The organism is Paenibacillus sp. Leaf72, assembly GCF_001422685.1.
Lineage (GTDB): Bacteria > Bacillota > Bacilli > Paenibacillales > Paenibacillaceae > Pristimantibacillus.
Genome location: NZ_LMLV01000001.1, coordinates 1 through 18,391, shown reverse-complemented (window position 1 = coordinate 18,391; position 18,391 = coordinate 1). Strand labels below are relative to the sequence as shown.

The 18,391-nt window shown below is 50.1% G+C and carries 15 protein-coding genes; 14 read left to right on the top strand and 1 reads right to left on the bottom strand.

The genetic code is table 11. The features are described 5' to 3' along the window. The first annotated feature begins 471 nt into the window (after positions 1–471). From mutS to glnA, 14 genes are all read left to right on the top strand, one after another. Complete coding sequence (mutS, locus tag ASF12_RS00070) at positions 472–3,273, top strand: DNA mismatch repair protein MutS (RefSeq protein WP_155972675.1); 2,802 nt, start codon at positions 472–474, stop codon at positions 3,271–3,273. Between the two features lie 36 nt (positions 3,274–3,309). After that, on the top strand, positions 3,310–5,469 hold the full coding sequence (gene mutL, locus ASF12_RS00065; RefSeq protein WP_056028077.1) for a DNA mismatch repair endonuclease MutL: 2,160 nt from the start codon (positions 3,310–3,312) through the stop codon (positions 5,467–5,469). After that, the gene (locus ASF12_RS00060) at positions 5,466–6,257 is read left to right on the top strand and encodes a class I SAM-dependent methyltransferase (protein ID WP_056028074.1); all 792 of its coding nucleotides are present in this window, start codon (positions 5,466–5,468) and stop codon (positions 6,255–6,257) included. Before mutL ends, ASF12_RS00060 begins: the two co-directional genes overlap by 4 nt. Then, a complete protein-coding gene (gene miaA / locus ASF12_RS00055) occupies positions 6,238–7,260 on the top strand; it encodes a tRNA (adenosine(37)-N6)-dimethylallyltransferase MiaA (RefSeq protein ID WP_235532994.1) in 1,023 nt (340 codons plus the stop codon). The genes ASF12_RS00060 and miaA overlap by 20 nt, the downstream gene beginning before the upstream one ends. Continuing rightward, positions 7,257–7,499 (top strand): RNA chaperone Hfq, encoded by a 243-nt coding sequence (gene hfq, locus ASF12_RS00050; RefSeq protein ID WP_056028072.1) that lies wholly within the window; start codon positions 7,257–7,259, stop codon positions 7,497–7,499. The genes miaA and hfq overlap by 4 nt, the downstream gene beginning before the upstream one ends. Before the next feature lie 159 nt (positions 7,500–7,658). Then, entirely contained in the window at positions 7,659–10,187 is a 2,529-nt protein-coding gene (locus tag ASF12_RS00045; protein ID WP_056028069.1) for a transglycosylase domain-containing protein, read from the top strand. 33 nt (positions 10,188–10,220) lie between these two features. Further along, positions 10,221–10,874, top strand: coding sequence for a peptidylprolyl isomerase (locus tag ASF12_RS00040; RefSeq protein ID WP_056028066.1), 654 nt, complete (start codon positions 10,221–10,223; stop codon positions 10,872–10,874). Positions 10,875–11,055: 181 nt separating this feature from the next. Beyond that, complete coding sequence (locus ASF12_RS00035) at positions 11,056–11,613, top strand: DUF402 domain-containing protein (RefSeq protein ID WP_056028063.1); 558 nt, start codon at positions 11,056–11,058, stop codon at positions 11,611–11,613. Beyond that, positions 11,610–12,263 (top strand): YdcF family protein, encoded by a 654-nt coding sequence (locus tag ASF12_RS00030; protein ID WP_063892452.1) that lies wholly within the window; start codon positions 11,610–11,612, stop codon positions 12,261–12,263. Before ASF12_RS00035 ends, ASF12_RS00030 begins: the two co-directional genes overlap by 4 nt. Before the next feature lie 182 nt (positions 12,264–12,445). Further along, positions 12,446–13,429: an AAA family ATPase gene (locus ASF12_RS00025; protein ID WP_056032563.1), complete on the top strand. Its 984-nt coding sequence runs from the start codon at positions 12,446–12,448 to the stop codon at positions 13,427–13,429. A 34-nt stretch (positions 13,430–13,463) separates the two neighbouring features. After that, positions 13,464–14,756, top strand: coding sequence for a GTPase HflX (gene hflX, locus ASF12_RS00020; protein ID WP_056028060.1), 1,293 nt, complete (start codon positions 13,464–13,466; stop codon positions 14,754–14,756). Positions 14,757–14,801: 45 nt separating this feature from the next. Continuing rightward, a complete protein-coding gene (locus ASF12_RS00015; protein WP_056028050.1) occupies positions 14,802–16,121 on the top strand; it encodes a methionine gamma-lyase family protein in 1,320 nt (439 codons plus the stop codon). 59 nt (positions 16,122–16,180) lie between these two features. Beyond that, entirely contained in the window at positions 16,181–16,591 is a 411-nt protein-coding gene (locus tag ASF12_RS00010; RefSeq protein WP_046232536.1) for a MerR family transcriptional regulator, read from the top strand. Positions 16,592–16,639: 48 nt separating this feature from the next. Continuing rightward, positions 16,640–17,968 (top strand): type I glutamate--ammonia ligase, encoded by a 1,329-nt coding sequence (gene glnA, locus ASF12_RS00005; RefSeq protein ID WP_056028047.1) that lies wholly within the window; start codon positions 16,640–16,642, stop codon positions 17,966–17,968. Between the two features lie 108 nt (positions 17,969–18,076). Here the strand turns inward: glnA and ASF12_RS34155 are convergent, their stop codons facing one another. Further along, positions 18,077–18,331, bottom strand: coding sequence for a hypothetical protein (locus tag ASF12_RS34155; protein WP_155972672.1), 255 nt, complete (start codon positions 18,329–18,331; stop codon positions 18,077–18,079). Positions 18,332–18,391: the final 60 nt, after the last annotated feature.

Genomic DNA, 18,391 nt, shown 5'->3' with positions numbered 1-18,391 from the left:
AGCTGACATGAAATCCAGCCTGTACGGTGCCCACATAACGTAGCGACAAAGCGCTGCCAGCTTATTAGCTCCACAAAATTTCCCCAAACCAACGAAGCGAATTCACTATTTTCAAATTGCCTTCTATTTCCCAAGCTTATCCGACAAAAGAGCTATCCTGCACTTTCACCCCGGCTTGTTTCCCAAGCAAACAGGCCCTTTCCCCCTTGCCTCACTGTTTATTTCTCTTCTTATTTCTCGCTTCATTTCACTCTTTTTTTGCTAATTTCCCCGGTTTATCTCCCTATATGAACATCAGGAAAAATAGACAAGTTGGCGCGGAAAGCCAACGCTTGATATAATAGTAGAAAGTTGCTTCATTAGAATTTCGGAAGAATTTCGGAGATTTGGCGAAATTTGCGGCTCTGATGATACGATAAACATAGATTGCGAACGCCCGCGTTCGCTTACCACAATAAAGGAGGGGCAACAGTGGCAAGCTATACCCCGATGATTATGCAATACCTTGCGATTAAAGAAGAAGCGAAGGATGCGTTTCTTTTTTTTCGTCTGGGCGATTTCTATGAAATGTTTTTTGAAGACGCGATTGCGGCCTCGCGAGAGCTTGAAATTACACTAACCGGAAGAGAAGGAGGCGGCACGGAAAAAATTCCAATGTGCGGCGTACCCTATCATTCTGCGCAAAACTATATCGCAAGACTCGTTGAAAAAGGCTTCAAGGTTGCCATTTGCGAGCAGGTCGAGGACCCAGCGGCTGCCAAAGGCGTCGTACGACGTGAAATTGTTCAGGTCATTACCCCGGGAACGGTCATGGAGTCGAAAGCGCTCGCGGATAAAACGAATAACTTTATTTCAGCGATTGCTCTTTTAAACGGGAAAGTATCGATTTCCTCATGCGATTTGTCTACAGGCGAGCTGTACGTCACTTCGTTCCCGCTTCAGATGGAAGCGCTGATCGATGAAATTAACGTTTATCAGCCTGCGGAAATTGTTGGCGATGAGGAATTGCTGGACAAGCTGCAAGCATCAGATGCTTGGAATCGCCCGATATTGCTGACAAAGCGCGAGCCTGTGCCGGAGCAAAAGCTGCTCGACCAGTTCGGAAAGCAGGAGCTTGTACAGCTGAATGAAGCATGCATGCGCGCAGTGAGCCTGCTAATTGGCTATTTGGATGATACGCAAAAGCGCTCCCTCGGTCATGTTCGCGCAATTCGCAGCTATGAGCCGGGTCAATATATGATCCTTGATCATTATACCCGCCGAAACCTGGAGCTGACTGAAACTGTGCGCGACCGCTCGAAGAAGGGCTCGCTGCTTTGGCTGCTGGACCGCAGTCAAACCTCAATGGGTGCAAGGCTGATGCGCCGCTGGATCGACAAGCCGTTGCTGTCGCGCAACGCGATTGAAGCAAGGCTGGATGCGGTGGATACGTTGTACCGCAACTTGATTTTGCGCGATGATATTCGCTCTGAGCTGAATGATATTTATGATTTGGAGCGTCTGGTCGGAAGAGTGGCGTTTGGCAGTGCCAACGGTCGCGATATGAATGCCCTCAAAACGTCGATTCAGCGCGTTCCGCAACTAGTACAGCTATGCAAAGCCTCGGGTTCGCAGCGGCTGCAGAAGCTGGTTGACGGACTGGACGATTGCGCTGATTTGGCAGATATGATTGCGACAGTAGTCGTAGACGAGCCGCCAGTCTCGATTCGCGAAGGCGGAATTATTCGTGCAGGCTACGATGATTATTTGGACCAGCTTAAAGAAGCTAGTACCAATGGAAAAAAATGGCTCGCCGAGCTGGAGCGCGCAGAGCGCGAAGCAACTGGCATTCGCTCGCTCAAAATCGGCTACAATAAAATATTCGGTTATTATCTCGAAGTTTCCAAAGCCAATCTCGCGATGCTGCCGGAGGGCCGCTACGAAAGAAAACAGACGCTTTCCAATGCCGAGCGTTTCGTAACGCCGGAGCTGAAGGAAAAGGAACGCCTAATTCTTGAGGCCGAGGAAAAGATGGTCGATATCGAATATGAACGTTTTCTGGAGCTTCGCGAGCATTTAGCAGGGCAGCTTCACCGTCTGCAGCGGCTTGCTGAAGCCATAGCAGAGCTTGATGTGTATCAGGCATTTGCGACGGTCAGCGCAGAGCGCAGATTTACCCGCCCCTCGATTACCGATTCGTTCGATATGGTCATCGAAGAAGGCAGGCATCCCGTTGTGGAGGCCGTTATGGAAAATGGGGCAGCGTTCATTGCAAATGCGACGCAGCTACATAAAGAGCATAACTCGATGCTGCTCATTACCGGACCGAATATGGCGGGCAAAAGCACCTACATGCGCCAAGTGGCCTTGATAGGCATTATGGCGCAAATCGGCTGCTTTGTTCCGGCAAAATCGGCACAAATTCCACTGACCGACCGGATTTTCACGCGGATTGGCGCGGCGGATGATCTGATTGGCGGACAAAGTACGTTCATGGTGGAGATGAAGGATATTCAAATTATGACCGAGAAGGCAACGGAGAACAGCCTTGTCATTATTGACGAGCTTGGGCGCGGTACTTCTACGGGCGAAGGCATGGCCATAGCCCAAGCGGTTATTGAATATGTGCATCATCAGATTCGCTGCAAGGCGCTCGTATCGACCCATTTTCACGAGCTGTCGCATTTGGAGGATTCCTTGCCTCAGCTGACCAATGCATGTATGGCGGTACAGGAAAGCGGCGATCATGTTACCTTTTTGCGCAAGATGATACCCGGCGCAGCAGGGACGAGCTACGGCATTTATTGCGCAAAGCTTGCTGGCTTGCCGGAGTCCATTATTTCCCGATCCTATGAGCTATTGGAAGTTTCGGATGCATTGGTTGAAAAAAATGCGAGTATCAAGATGAGCACAGCTGCTGTTGTTGAAACAGATAGTCGCACTGCTGAGGAGAAATCCGCTTCTAATAAAAATAAACCAGAGTATTCGTATGCAGCCTTGCAGTCTGGTGATACTTTGTCAAATGCTTCCGACCATGAAAATAGCAGCATTCCATCTGCATTCGATCCTTCGGCCAGCCAAGCATCGAATGCTGGTGTTCGCGAAACTGCGGCGGCCATTCAGCTGTCCATTTGGGATGAGCCAGCTGCCGCGCAGGCTGATTCGGGCCGCCGTAAAGGCAGCCCCAAATCCGAGCAGCTTGCTGATCAGCTGCGCAAGCTCGACCTGTTCAATATGACGCCAATGCAGGCGATGCAGTGGCTAAATGACATGAAACGCAAAATGAACGACTAGAAGCGGCGTGTCCGTGTGGGAAGGAGGAAAACAGATATGGGTAAAATTCTCGTACTGGACGAGCAGCTCGCGAACCAGATTGCCGCAGGCGAAGTGGTAGAAAGACCTGCTTCTGTCATTAAGGAGCTAGTCGAAAATGCTGTCGATGCCGGCAGCTCCACAATCGACATCACAGTGGAAGAGGGCGGCTTGAACCTTATCCGTGTGACAGACAATGGCTCGGGCATTCCCGCTGAAGAAATCGAAACGGCATTCCAGCGCCACGCTACGAGCAAAATTGCAACGAGCAGCGACTTGTTCCGCATCGCAAGCCTAGGCTTCCGCGGCGAGGCGCTGCCAAGTATCGCGGCCGTATCACGGCTGGAATGCTTGTCCTCTACCGGACAGACTGGCTTAGGGCATAAGCTGAGCATTGAAGGCGGGACGATTACGGCCAGTATTCCGGCTGCTACGCCGCAAGGTACGGATATGACGGTGCGCGACTTGTTTTACAATACGCCAGCCCGGTTGAAATATATGAAGGCGGTGCAAACCGAGCTTGGACATATTTCAGATTATATTTACCGCATTGCGCTTGCGCATCCCGGTATTGCTTTTACACTAAAGCACAATGGCAATACGCTGCTGCGAACGCTCGGTACAGGCGACCGTCTGCAGGTTATTGCTGCTATTTACGGCTCGAATACGGCCAAAGCAATGATGGCGATACAAGGCGAAAGCCCGGATTATGAGCTGTTAGGCTATATTTCCAAGCCTGAGCTGACACGTTCGAATCGCAATGGCATAACCGTCATTGTAAATGGGCGGTATATTCGCAGCCATGCCGTTAATCAGGCGATGCTTCAGGCTTACCATACGCTGCTGCCTATCAATCGTTTTCCACTTGCGATTATTGAAATTGGCATGCATCCGAGCTTGCTTGATGTAAACGTACACCCTTCCAAAATGGAGGTTCGCTTCAGCAAGGAGGCAGAGCTGCGGACGCTCGTTGAGTCGGCTATTCAGGCTGCACTTGGCAAAGAACGTCACATTCCTGGTCCGGATTCTATACATAATCAGAAAAGGTCAGGTCCTGTATTCGTTCAGGGCGCCATGTCCTTTCATCGTCCGGAGCCCAAAACACCGCCTGTACCAGAGAAGGAAAACAAAGGGGAGCGGTCGATAGCACAAGCGCCTTATTCCCCATTTGGCCAAGGTGCTTCCAGAGAATTTGTGCCGAAGGATGCGGCTGAACGTTTGTACAAGCCTGCCCAAACTGGAAATAGCTTGGCGCGTGAAGCAAGCACAGCATGGGGGAACCTTGCCTCTGAGGCTGTGCAGCCCCTTGCACGTGCAGCGGCGAATAGTTCTCCTTCGCAAAGCGAAGACGCTCCGCTTCCATCCGAGCCTTCATGGATACGCCAAGACGCAGCTAGCACGGCTAGCTCGCAGACTGTGGCTAACGGAAGCGAGCCCGGCAACGGATTGGAAAGCTCAGGGGCTGCAACTGCTGATTTAAGCAGTGGAGTTGCTGCTACTGTTCATACGGCCTCCTTGCCCGACATTCATTTCGGTCAAGGAGGCCAAGTGCCGACTGCTCCGGAGCAGCCTTCAGCAGCCAATGAAGCGGGTTTTCCCGAGCTGCATTGGATTGGCCAGCTGCATGGCACATATATTGTGGCGCAATCCGAGGAAGGACTGTATTTAATTGACCAGCATGCGGCGCATGAACGGATCAATTATGAATATTATTACGCCAAGTTTGGCATGCCCGAGGCTGCTAGCCAGCAGCTGCTAGTGCCGCTTACGCTGGAGTTTACGCCGGGTGAGGCAGAGCAGCTGCGCGGCCTGCTGCCCCTATTTAACGAAGCGGGCGTCGAGCTTGAGCCATTTGGCTCCCAAACGTTTCTTGTACGCGCGTATCCGCAGTGGCTGCCGGATGGCGAGGAGAAGGATATTATTGAAGAGATGGCCGATTTGCTGCTGGCCGAGCGCAAATCAATCAATATTGCCAAGCTGCGCGAGAAGGCGGCCATTATGTGCTCTTGCAAGGCATCTATTAAAGCGAATGACAGGCTGACAAGGGAAGAGGGAGAAGCGCTGCTTTCCCGGCTTGGTGCATGCCATCAACCGTATACTTGCCCGCATGGACGCCCGATAGTCGTGCATATGTCCACCTATCAGCTCGAAAAAATGTTTAAGCGGGTGATGTCATGATCGTGACAACCGCCGATCGTCCGTCTGAGGCGACGGTCGCCAAGGCGAGAAGAATTGCAGGCGAGCTGTCCGTCCCTTATCGGGCGAGGGGCCGAATGACGCTGCGGCAAATCGGCGCCGAAATGGCCGAGATTCGCCTGTTTGTTGTGACGGATCGCGAAGTCAGGTATTATGAAGGACAGACGGATACGCCGTTATTTTTTCATCCCAGTATGGCTTTTGTAAGAGTCAAGCGGCTTCGAAGGGGAGAAACAGATCCGCTCATTACGCTCTCCGGCTGCGAGGAAGGCGATACGATAGTAGATTGTACAGCTGGACTCGCCTCAGATTCGCTCGTATTCGCTTATGCGGCCGGTACGTCCGGACAAGTAACTGCCATCGAAAGCGAGCGGGTACTATGCGCCTTGGTGCGCGAAGGGCTTGCCGTCTACGAATCGGGGCTTGCTGATGTGGATGCGGCGATGCGCAGAATCCGAATGATCAGCATGAACCATCTGGACTACTTGCGGCAACTGCCGGATCGAAGCGTCGACGTCGTGTATTTTGACCCGATGTTCCGGCAGCCGATTCATGAGTCGAGCTCGATTCAGCCGCTGCGCCAATTGGTCAATGACAACGCCTTGTCTATCGAGGCAGTGACCGAAGCACTGCGAGTGGCGCGCAAAACCGTCGTGCTTAAGGAGCACCGCCATAGCGAGGAGTTTGCAAGACTCGGCTTTGAGCGGCGGCATTTACATTCTTCAAAAATTGCTTATGGAGTGATAGAGGTTGCCAGAACAAGAGAATAAGCGGGTAACTGCGCTGGGCAAAAAGCAGCCTTTGCTCGTATTAATTGGCCCTACGGCAGTTGGCAAAACCAATTTAAGCCTAGAGCTGGCCAAAGCTTGGCAGGCGGAAATCATTTCGGGCGATTCGATGCAGGTTTATCGCGGCATGGACATTGGAACAGCGAAGCTTCCACTGGAAGAGCGAGAGGGCATCCCGCATCATTTAATTGATATTCGCGATCCGGATGACCCCTATTCGGTGGCAGACTTTCAGGCAGGCTGCGGAAGCAGCATTGAAGAGATTGCTGCTAGGGGGAAGCTGCCCTTCATCGTTGGCGGCACGGGACTATATGTGGAAGCCGTATGCTACGGCTTTGAATTTTCAGAGAGCGGCTCAGACGAGGCCTTTCGCCAGGAGCAGGAGCAGTTTGCTCTTGCGCACGGTGCTGAGGCGCTGCATGCGAAGCTTGCGCTTATTGACCCGAAGTCCGCGGAACGCCTGCATCCGAATGACCAAAGGCGCGTCATACGCGCGCTTGAAGTGTTTCATTTAACAGGAATCAAGCAATCAGAGCAGCTCAAGGGTCAGAAAAAAGAATCCCCCTACGAATTGTGTATCATCGGGCTGACGATGGATCGGGCGGAGCTGTACCGCCGGATTGAGCTGAGAATTGACCAAATGCTGGAGCAGGGGCTGGTCGAGGAAGTGAAGGCGCTGCTGTCGCGCGGCGTTCCGCCTCATGCTGTAGCTATGCAAGGACTCGGCTATAAGGAAATAGCGTCATTTTTACGGGGAGAATGTACGCTTGAGGCTGCGGTAACTTTGCTGAAACGGGACACGAGACGCTTTGCCAAGCGCCAATTGTCATGGTTTCGTCACATGAAAGATATCGAATGGATCGATATGGGGGAAAATTTTCACAACAATTTGCATCGGATTCATGGTATAATAGCAGGAAAGTTTCAAGTCCATCTTGAATATACTTCTAATCAATCTTTTGTAGACGGAGGTAACGTCCAATGAACAAATCCATCAACATTCAAGATACGTTCTTGAACCAATTGCGTAAAGATAACATTCCCGTTACAGTCTTCCTGATGAACGGGTTCCAAATCCGGGGCGTTATTAAAGCGTTTGACAACTTCACCATTATTATTGACAGCGAAGGCCGTCAACAAATGGTGTACAAGCATGCCATTTCGACGTTTACTCCGCAGCGAAATGTATCTCTCATGCAGGACAACAGCAGCTCTGACTCGTAAGGCGCACGTTATTAGTGAAACTTTCTAATAGCGATCTGCGTTTAACTAGATAGCGGAAGGAAAGGGCAGCCCGCTTTAACAGGGGTTGTCCTTTTCATTCCAGGGGTATAAATAAGAAGACAGACAGCTTCTAAGAAGAAGCGCAGGAGGGGAGTCACAATGGCTGATCGCAGGCAAAGAACACAACCTGAGAAGAAAACGGGGCCTAAGAAGAAAAGAAGAATGTCGGGGAAAACCTGGTTTTTCCTGTTATTTTTCACTGTAGTTATAGCTATCGTGTGCGGGATCATCGGGTATTCGCTTATTATTTTGAATGGTGAGCGGCTGCTGAAGGAAAGAGCCGATATGATGGTTATGGGCGAAGCATCTATTGTTTATGATGCGAATGGAGATGAAATTTCTCGATTGTCCACACCGGAAGAAAATCGTGAAATTGCCGAATATGATGAAATTCCGAAAGAAATGATGAACGCCGTAGTGGCGACGGAGGATCAGCGTTTTTACGAGCATGCCGGCATCGACTTTTTTGCAATTGGCCGGGCACTCGTCAAGGACGTTATCGCTCGCAGCGCGGTCGAGGGCGGAAGTACGATTACCCAGCAGCTAGCTAAAAATATGTTTTTATCCTCGGATAAAACGTTGTTCCGGAAAGCAACGGAAGCTTCGATTGCTGTCGCATTGGAAAACAACAATACGAAGGAAGAAATATTGACGCTTTATTTAAACCGGATTTACTTCGGCAAAGGCATTTACGGCGTCAAGGGAGCTGCAAAATATTATTTCAATACCGAGCTGAAAGACTTGAAGCTGTGGCAAATGGCGACGCTCGCCGGCATGCCGAAAGCGCCAAGCCGCTACAACCCGGTTAATGATGCGGAAGGCTCCAAGGTGCGCCGTGGAGTTGTGCTTCAGCTGATGTACGATCAGGGCTACATTACGAAGGACGAAATGGACGAGGCGAAGGCCGTCGATTACGTGACTCCGCCTACCGTAGAGCAAAGCAAGGACGAGCCTTATAAAGCGTTCGTTGACTACGCAGTAGAAGAAGCATTGAGAGTTATGCCGGATATGACCGAAACGGATCTGCGTATTGGCGGTTACCGGATCTATACGACGCTCAACCCAACAGCGCAAAGCGTCGTTGAGAAAGAATTTGCCGACGACTCCAACTTCGAGGAAAGCGTCGACGATAAGAAGGTTCAAGGCGCAATGGTTATTATCGACCATCGGGACGGGGCTATCCAAGCCATCGCAGGCGGCCGCGATTATGAACGCAAAGGCTTGAATCGCGTCGAATTGCCGCGTCAGCCGGGATCGGCGTTCAAGCCGATTACTTCTTACGGCCCGGCGCTGGAAACCGGTCAATATTTCCCGTGGACGGTTTTGAAAAATGATAAAACGTGCTTCGGCAACTATTGTCCTAAAGATTCAAGAGGTGCAACGCCGATTACGATGCAGGAAGCGGTTAAGCATTCCCGCAACTTGCCTGCCGTATGGACGCTGAATGAAATTGGCGTTAGCAACGGCGTGAAATTTGCGAAAAAGCTTGGTTTTGAACTGAGCGACCAGGATCGCAATCTTGCGATTGCGCTTGGCGGATTGACGGAAGGTGTTACACCGCTGCAAATGGCGACAGCTTACAGTACTTTTGCCAATAGTGGACAAACCGTTGTTTCCCATACCATTAGAGAAATTACGACGAGCAGCAATACGGCTGTCTATACGTACAACGCTCCGTCAACTGAGCAGGTTATGAATGTGGATACCGCTTGGTATATGACTGAAATGCTGCAGACCGTTGTCCAATCCGGAGGTACGGGAACAGGTGCGGCAATAGACCGCCCGGTTGCCGGCAAGACGGGCACGACCCAGCACGGTATTCCCGGCTTTAACTCCAGCGCAAACCGTGATGCTTGGTTTGTAGGCTATACACCGGAGTGGACAGCCGCTGTATGGATGGGTTACGATCGAACAGATGAGCAGCATGTGCTCAAGAAGAGCAGTGCCCAGTCGGCTGCCATGTTCTCCAAGGTTATGAAGCAGGCGATGGCAGACATGCCGAAGTCCAGCTTTAAGAAGCCACAGGGCGTGAAAGAGCCGGTTAAAGATGTCGGTGCAGTAACGAATTTTAACGCTGTGTTTGTTCCAGAGCAAATGAAAGTTGCTTTGTCATGGCAAGGGGCAGCAAGCAGCAACATTTCGTATAAGGTTTATCGCAAAGCGATGGATCAAGCGGATTTCAGCTTGTTTGTTGATGCTGCTGGAACAACCGTTGATGATATGTCCGTTGCACCAGGCATGACGTACGACTATTATGTCATAGCAATCGATGCGGAAAACAATCTGACAAGCAAGCAGTCTGAGACGATAACCGTACAAATTCCCGAGACGGTCATTGATGTTCCAGACGTTCCGATGGATTCCCTTGATCCTGATGAAGGGGGGATTGAACTGCCATCCTTTAGTCCTGACAGCGGTATGACGCCAACCCCGACGCCTAGCATGGAGACACCTCCAATTGAAACCGTCGACCCAGGGACAGTTAGTCCCGAGCCTACGGATAACATGGCTAGCCCTCCAGTTGAGGAGGGTGGGCAAAATGGCGGCAATGTAGATGGAGGGGATAATCCGGCGAACGCGACGCCGGACCCCGCCCAAGGGGATGGAACGACTAACGAAGCCGGGTAGCAAGCGGCAATACGTAAGGAGCTGGTTACAGGAATGAGCAGGAAACAGTGGTCGGTATGCAGTGCTTTTGTAATGGCACTTCTCATAATGACATTGCTTGCCGGCTGTGGAGCGAAAGGAAGCTTGACCGGTAAAGGAACGGCGGCGGAATCAGGCAATGCCGAGAAGGTGATGCGCTGGGAGCGCATGCCGGAGATGGAACTGGATCTCAATAAATCGTATTCCGCCGTTTTTACAACGAATAAAGGGAATTTTACTGTGAAGCTGTATGCGAACGAAGCGCCTATTACGGTAAATAACTTTGTATTTCTGGCTCGCCATGGCTTTTATGACGGTTTGACGTTTCATCGCATTATTGAGTCGTTTATGATTCAGGGTGGCGATCCGCAAGGCAATGGTGTTGGGACGCCTGGTTATTCGATTCCCGACGAGCTGGATACGGAAATTAAGTATGAGTCTGGTATCGTTGCAATGGCGAATGCTGGAAAGCCGAATACCGGCGGCAGCCAATTTTTCATTTGCACAGGCTCTGGCTCCGAGAATTTGAATCAGAACCCGAATTATTCCATTTTCGGCAAAGTTGTAAGCGGTATGGACACGGTGCTTGAAATTGCGAAGACGCCAGTTGAAAATAATGAGCCGCTTGAAGAAATCATTATTCAAAATGTAATCATCCAGGAAAAATAGCTTTGCCATCGCCGTCCCGTTACTGGGGCGGCGATTTTGCAGTGTAAAAAGGCTAAGCTTGGTTTATTTTTCAAGTCGGGTGGAGATGAGCGGCTGGTTATGGTAAGCTTTTTACAAAGCTATCCTTTACCATCGAAAGCCGTTACTTTAGGGCTTATCTCAACGGAAAGGTACGTTCCGTATGAAACGAAAATTTTCTGACCGTGCGAACTGGCGTCGCATTTTGCGCAAGAGCTACTCTTGCATCACGCTGGACAATGATGAGTTCCGAGGCTTGGTAACCTTTTACCGCATTCACGAATTGCGTGAGCCGCTTTGGAAAGAGTACAACGGACGCCGGCTTTGTCTGGCAGATCGAGGTTATTTGTGGATGCAGCATTTTCCTCGTGGCGAGCATTTTGTCGTGACGACGATGTTTGATGACAAGGGCCGTGTTGTGCAGTGGTACATTGACATTTGCAAGACACAGGGACTGACGGATCAACAGGTTCCCTGGTTTGACGATCTGTTTCTTGATGTGGTCGTGCTGCCAAGCGGTGAAGTGTTTCTGCTCGATGAGGATGAGCTTGAGGATGCGCTGCGTCAAGGCGATGTAACAGGCAAGGAGGCTGCTATGGCACGCAAGACAGCCGGCAGGCTGCTGTCCAATATACGCAATGGGCGTTTCCGTTATTTTACGCTTAGCTTGAAGCATCGCAAAAGTTTGGCGGAGAAGACAGGAGAGTTAAGCGAGTCATGAAGCAAATGCTAAGGACAAGGAGCAGCCGGCGCAAGCGGCGGACGAATAAGCGTCCGGGGCTGCTCCTGTTTCGTATGTTGGCCTGGTGCATCGTTGCAGGGGTGTTCTGGTGTGGTTATGTGTTATGGGTTATTAACAGTTATAATGCTCCTAAAGAGCGCGAGAAAGCGGATGTCGGTATCGTGCTCGGCGCCGCGCTTTGGGACAATGTGCCAAGTCCGGCGCTTAAAGAGCGTCTGAACCTAGCGTATAAGCTGTATGAGCAAGGCAAGGTGGACAAGCTCATTATGAGCGGTGGTCTTGATGCAGGGGGCGCAGTTGTGACAGAAGCGGCGGGAATGAAGACGTATCTGGTCAATAAAGGCATTCCAGAGGACAAGGTGCTGCTGGAGGACAAATCGACGAGCACGTATGAAAATCTGCTGTTCAGCAAAACCATTATGGAGCGCGAAGGTTTTGCGAGCGCTTTAATTATTACCCATCAATTCCATGCGCCTAGGGCACTGGAAATTGCGCAATTTTTGAACTATGCGTCAGTTGAAGCTGAGGGTACACCATCACAGGTATTGAAGCCGTGGAACGCTGAAGGACGCGAGGTTCTGGCCTATACGAAATGGAAGCTTGACGCCCTGATGCTCTGGCTGGGCTGATCCTATGACAGGTATAGTTATAAAATCTGTTAATAGGACCGTTTATGCCTGAATACACTTGTAAAGCGGAACAATGCCCAAGCAGCGAGACTGCTGCATGGGAGCGGTTCCTGCTTGAATGCGGCGCTTATGCAAATGCGCTCATTCCTAATGACAAGTGCGAAGGATAGGTGATGCGTCAGATGAGCGGACATGTCAAATCGGGCACAAATAGCGGACCCAGGCCTTCAAGGCAAATTAACGTTATTCTCAGAAGCCATGAGACGTATGCAGTCGCAGCTTCTGCGCCCCTCACTGAAAGCGAGTCTTTGTCAGCGGTGAAGCCTTTGCCTGCGAGCGACCATTTTGCTGAAATTCAGAAAGAGCTTGAGCCAATGGTCGGGATGGAAAATGTGAAAACGCTGATTTATGAAATTTATGCCCTTCTCTATATAAGCCGCATGAGGTCGGAAGCTGGTCTTTTTGGCGGCTCGCATGTGTATCATATGATTTTCAAAGGCAATCCCGGTACCGGAAAAACAACGATTGCGCGCATCGTCGCCAAGCTGTTTCAAAAAATGGGCGTGCTGTCGAAAGGCCATCTGCTTGAGGTAGAGCGTGCTGATCTTGTAGGCGAATACATTGGCCATACGGCTCAGAAAACGCGCGATTTGGTACGCAAGGCCATGGGCGGCGTGTTGTTTGTCGATGAGGCTTACAGTCTAGCCAGAGGCGGGGAAAAGGATTTTGGCAAAGAAGCGATTGATACGCTTGTGAAGTGCATGGAAGACCGGCGCAATGATTTTGTACTGATTCTTGCCGGCTACCCGGCCGAGATCGAGCATTTTTTACTGACGAATCCCGGCTTGCCTTCGCGGTTCCCGATTCAGATTGATTTTCCTGACTATTCGGTGGACCAATTGATTCAAATTTCCGAGCTGATGTCCAAGGATCGTGATTATCATTTGGCGCAGCAGTCCATATTTAAGTTAAGGCAGCATTTAATGACGGAGAAACAAAATGACATTTTTTCCTTCAGCAATGCAAGATACGTTAGAAATATTTTGGAAAAGGCGATTCGCCATCAGGCGGTGCGGCTTCTGAATCATTATGCAAGCGGTGTACCGCCAAAGCAAGAGCTATTGACCATCAGGCCAGAGGACTTCAAATGGGAGCCGAAAGCTTGATGGAGCCACAATGAATGATTGAGAGGGTAAACATATGCGAGAAAAGACGCACGATACACAGACTGACATCCAGGACCGGGCTATATTGGTCACTTTGGTTACACAACAAATTAAACGCGGTTCCAGTGACCCGGAGCATTCGCTTCAGGAACTGGTGAAGCTTGCTGAAACAGCAGGCGTTGAAGTGCTTACAACATTAACGCAAAACCGTGAAAAGCCTGATACAAAATGGTTTATCGGCAAAGGCAAGGCGGAGGAGCTTCGTCTGGTGGCCGATGAAATGGGTGCGACGACTGCTATTTTCGATCAAGAGCTTTCCGGGGCGCAGGTGCGCAATCTCGAAGAGATGCTGGATGTGAAAATTGTAGACCGGACGCAGCTTATTTTAGATATTTTTGCCCAGCGTGCGGGAACGCGCGAAGGGAATATACAAGTTGAGCTGGCACAGCTCAGTTATTTGCTGCCGCGCTTGTCAGGACACGGCAAAAACTTGTCGCGTCTTGGCGGCGGCATCGGTACGCGCGGTCCCGGCGAGTCCAAACTGGAGACAGATCGGCGCCATATTCGGGGGCGTATCTCTGATCTTAAAGCCCAGTTGGACGAAGTTGTTCGCCATCGGCATTTGTACCGCGAGCGCAGAAAGAAATCCGGCATCATTCAAGTGGCGCTAGTCGGCTATACGAATGCGGGCAAGTCGACGCTGCTGCGTCAGTTGACGGATGCCGATGTATATGTGGAGAATCAGCTGTTCGCCACACTAGACCCAACTTCACGCACGCTTGAGCTGCCTAACGGCCGCGAAGTAATTTTGACTGATACGGTAGGCTTTATTCAAAATCTCCCACATGATCTCGTTGCCGCTTTCCGCGCGACGCTTGAGGAAGTGAACGAGGCGGATTTAGTGCTGCATGTTGTAGACAGCAGTTCGCCGATGCGCGATGAGCAAATGGCGGTTGTAGACCGCATTCTGAACGATCTTGGGGCTGCAGGCAAACCGACGCTGACGATTTATAATAAAATCGATCTTTGTTCGCCTGAGGAAGCCTACACGCTTCGTTCTGGTGGAGATTCTCTAATCATTAATGCGTACAAGGAAGCCGACTTGAAGCTGCTTTGCGATACGATTCAGGAAAAGCTGATGGGGGATACCATTGTTTTTGCGCTGCCAGCTTCCAGAGGCGATTTAATCGCGCTTGCCTATCGTACGGGGGAAGTAATTGAGCAAGAGGTGGACGGCGAAGAGGGAGAACTGCTTCGTCTGACGATTCAACTAAGCAAACAGGATTATGAAGTGAATGGGCACCGCCTGCATCCTTATATCGTATAAGGATGCCTCGGAGCCGATCGACAAAAGGGAGAGACTACAGCAGCAATGAACGGAAATAGCGGATTTGAAAATGGACGGAGCGGCAAGGAAGAAGACTTGGTATGGAAACGGCTTGAGGAGCTTGCTGAGGAAGCTGAGGAGCTTGCAGGCGATCGAATGAAGGCGGTTGACCGCATTGCGGAACGCAATCAGTGGAAGGTCATTCAGGCTTTTCAGAAGCATCGGGTCAGCGACTATCATTTTAGCGGCTCCACTGGCTATGGCTATAATGATCGTGGGCGTGAAGTGCTTGATTTGGTATATGCAGATATTTTCGGTGCGGAGGCGGCGCTCGTTCGCCCGCATTTTGTATCTGGGACACATACGATTAGCTGTGCCTTATTCGGGGTATTAAGACCAGGAGACGAGCTTTTATACGTTACAGGCAAGCCTTATGATACGCTGCATAAAGTCATTGGCAAGCCGGGCGATGGAAAAGGCTCCTTGCAGGATTTTGGCATCCAATACAATGAGGTGGCGCTGCTGGATGACGGCGGCCTTGACTGGGCAGGAATTGAAGCAGCCATTACAGCACAAACTAAAGTAATTGGCATCCAGCGCTCTCGCGGCTACAGCTGGCGTGCTTCTTTTACTGTGCAGCAAATTGGTGAAATAACGAGCCGTGTCAAGCAGATCAAGCCTGATGTGCTGGTGTTCGTAGACAATTGCTATGGTGAATTTACCGAGCTTTTGGAGCCGACCCAGGTTGGAGTTGATATAATGGCAGGTTCATTGATCAAAAATCCTGGCGGCGGCCTTGCCTCGACCGGCGGCTATATTGCTGGAACAGCGGCAGCGGTTGAAGCGGCAGCTTATCGCTTGACCGCTCCAGGAATTGGTGGCGAGGTAGGCGCTATGCTTGGGACGCTGCGCTCGATTTACCAAGGGCTGTTTCTGGCCCCTCATTTAGTGGGACAAGCGGTTAAAGGCAGCGTGCTTGCTTCTGCATTATTCACGCAGCTTGGATTTGATACGCAGCCTCACTGGGATACGCCGCGTACGGATTTAATTCAAGCAGTCAAATTTGGCAGCGCAGAGCATCTGATTGCTTTTGTACAGGGCATTCAGCAGGCAGCGGCAGTTGACTCCCATGTTACACCAGAGCCTTGGGACATGCCTGGTTATGAACATCCTGTCATAATGGCGGCAGGAACGTTTATTCAAGGCGGCAGCCTCGAGTTATCTGCAGATGCGCCTATTCGCGAGCCTTATATCGCTTACATGCAGGGTGGGCTTACGTTTGCCCACGCGAAATTCGGTATTTTGACGGCACTGAAGCGTCTCGTTGAAAATGGATTAATTGTAATTAAACCTCACATGACTTGACACTTCCTTGGTAGGACGTTAAAATAGATGTAAATGAGCGACTGGAAGGTTGATGTGATATGGCTGACGAGATACGTAGAAATATGGCCTTATTTCCAATAGGCATTGTAATGAAGCTAACTGATTTGACCGCCCGCCAAATCCGCTATTACGAGCAGCATGAGCTGATCGTACCGGCGAGAACGGCTGGTAACCAACGGCTTTTTTCCTTTAATGATGTGGAACGGCTGTTGGAAATTAAATCGTTGATTGAGAAGGGTGTCAATATTGCCGGAATTAAGCAGGTTATGAATCCGGTTTCCAAAGAATCCGATGATGCGACTATCGTTAGCGAGCAGTCGGAGGTTACACGCAAGGAACTGTCTGATGCCCAGCTTCACCGCATGCTCAAGCAGCAGCTATTGGAGAAACGGCCTGGTCAGGCCTCGCTTATACAGGGTCAGCTGTCGCGTTTCTTGCACAAGCGCTAGGGTGCAATCGTACGATTATAATCAAGCAAACAAGGGAGATGACTTTTAGTGAGCTATACTAAAGAGGATATCAAGAGAATTGCCGAGGAACAGAACGTAAGATTCATTCGCCTTCAATTTACAGATTTGCTGGGAACGATTAAAAACGTTGAGATTCCAATGAGCCAATTGGATAAAGCGCTTGATAATAAAATGATGTTTGACGGTTCTTCCATCGAAGGTTATGTACGTATTGAAGAATCTGACATGTACCTTTACCCGGATTTAGATACATGGGTCGTATTCCCATGGGTTGCACAAGATCGTGTAGCTCGTCTCATCTGTGATATTTATATGCCTGACGGCACACCGTTCGCAGGAGACCCGCGCGGTATTCTGAAACGTGCGCTGAAGGAAGCGGAAGAAATGGGTTATACGGCGATGAACGTCGGTCCTGAACCGGAATTTTTCCTTTTCAAAACCGATGAGCGTGGCGAGCCTACAATGGAACTGAATGACCAAGGCGGTTACTTTGACCTTGCACCTATGGACTTGGGCGAAAACTGTCGTCGCGAAATCGTGTTGACGCTGGAGGAAATGGGTTTTGAAATCGAAGCATCTCACCATGAGGTTGCTCCAGGACAGCATGAAATTGACTTTAAATACGCAGACGCGATTAAAGCGGCTGACCAAATTCAAACGTTCAAGCTCGTTGTTAAAACGATTGCGAGAGAGCATGGCCTGCATGCTACATTTATGCCTAAGCCATTGTTCGGCGTTAACGGATCGGGTATGCACTGCCACCAATCGTTGTTCCAAGGCAGCACTAACGTATTTTATGACGAGAGCGACAAGCTGGGCCTTAGCGCAACCGCTCGTTATTATATGGCAGGTATTTTGGAGCATGCTCGCGCAATGGCTGCGATCACGAACCCAACAATCAACTCGTACAAGCGTCTTGTGCCAGGATATGAAGCGCCTTGCTATGTGGCATGGTCCGCAAGCAACCGCTCGCCAATGATTCGTATTCCAGCATCAAGAGGACTGAGCACGCGCGTTGAAGTGCGTAACCCAGACCCTGCTGCTAATCCATATTTGGCACTTGCTGTTATGCTGAAAGCTGGCCTTGATGGAATCAAGAACAAAACAGCTCTTCCAGCTCCAACAGACCGCAACATCTACATTATGACTGAAGAAGAGCGCATCGAATCCGGCGTGCCTAGCTTGCCAGTTGATCTTAAAGAAGCGTTGGATGAGCTGCTCCGCAGCGATGTCATCTGCAGCGCGCTCGGCGAGCACGCTCTGGCTCACTTCTATGAGCTGAAAGAAATTGAGTGGGATATGTACAAAACGCAAGTCCACCAGTGGGAAAGAGATCAATATTTGACATTGTTCTAAAATTAAAAGGATAGTATTTACAAAAGCCCTGTCAGCCATTAGGCTGGCAGGGCTTTTGAGTTTTGTTGGTTTAAGTTGAATTATTATGAGTATAGTAGCGACAGTATATCATCTTTCATAATAATCGTATTTACTAGGGCCAATTGGTTTTTCCAGAATTGCCTCAAGAAAATCCTCACTTACATTATGAGATATTTCTCCAAACGAGTTAGGAATAATATTAGAACGATAGTATTCAAGGTCTGGATGTTCTACAAGATCCATTTCAAAACCCATTGCACTATTTAAATCATTTGTGTAAAACTCAGCAATACCATCAATCTTGGGTCTGTCAATAATTTTGTGTAAACGCTCTTGAAGCAAAAATTAACGGAGGTGCTGACCGATCCGTTCAGGGAAAAAGACGGAGAGCTGGAGGAGCAT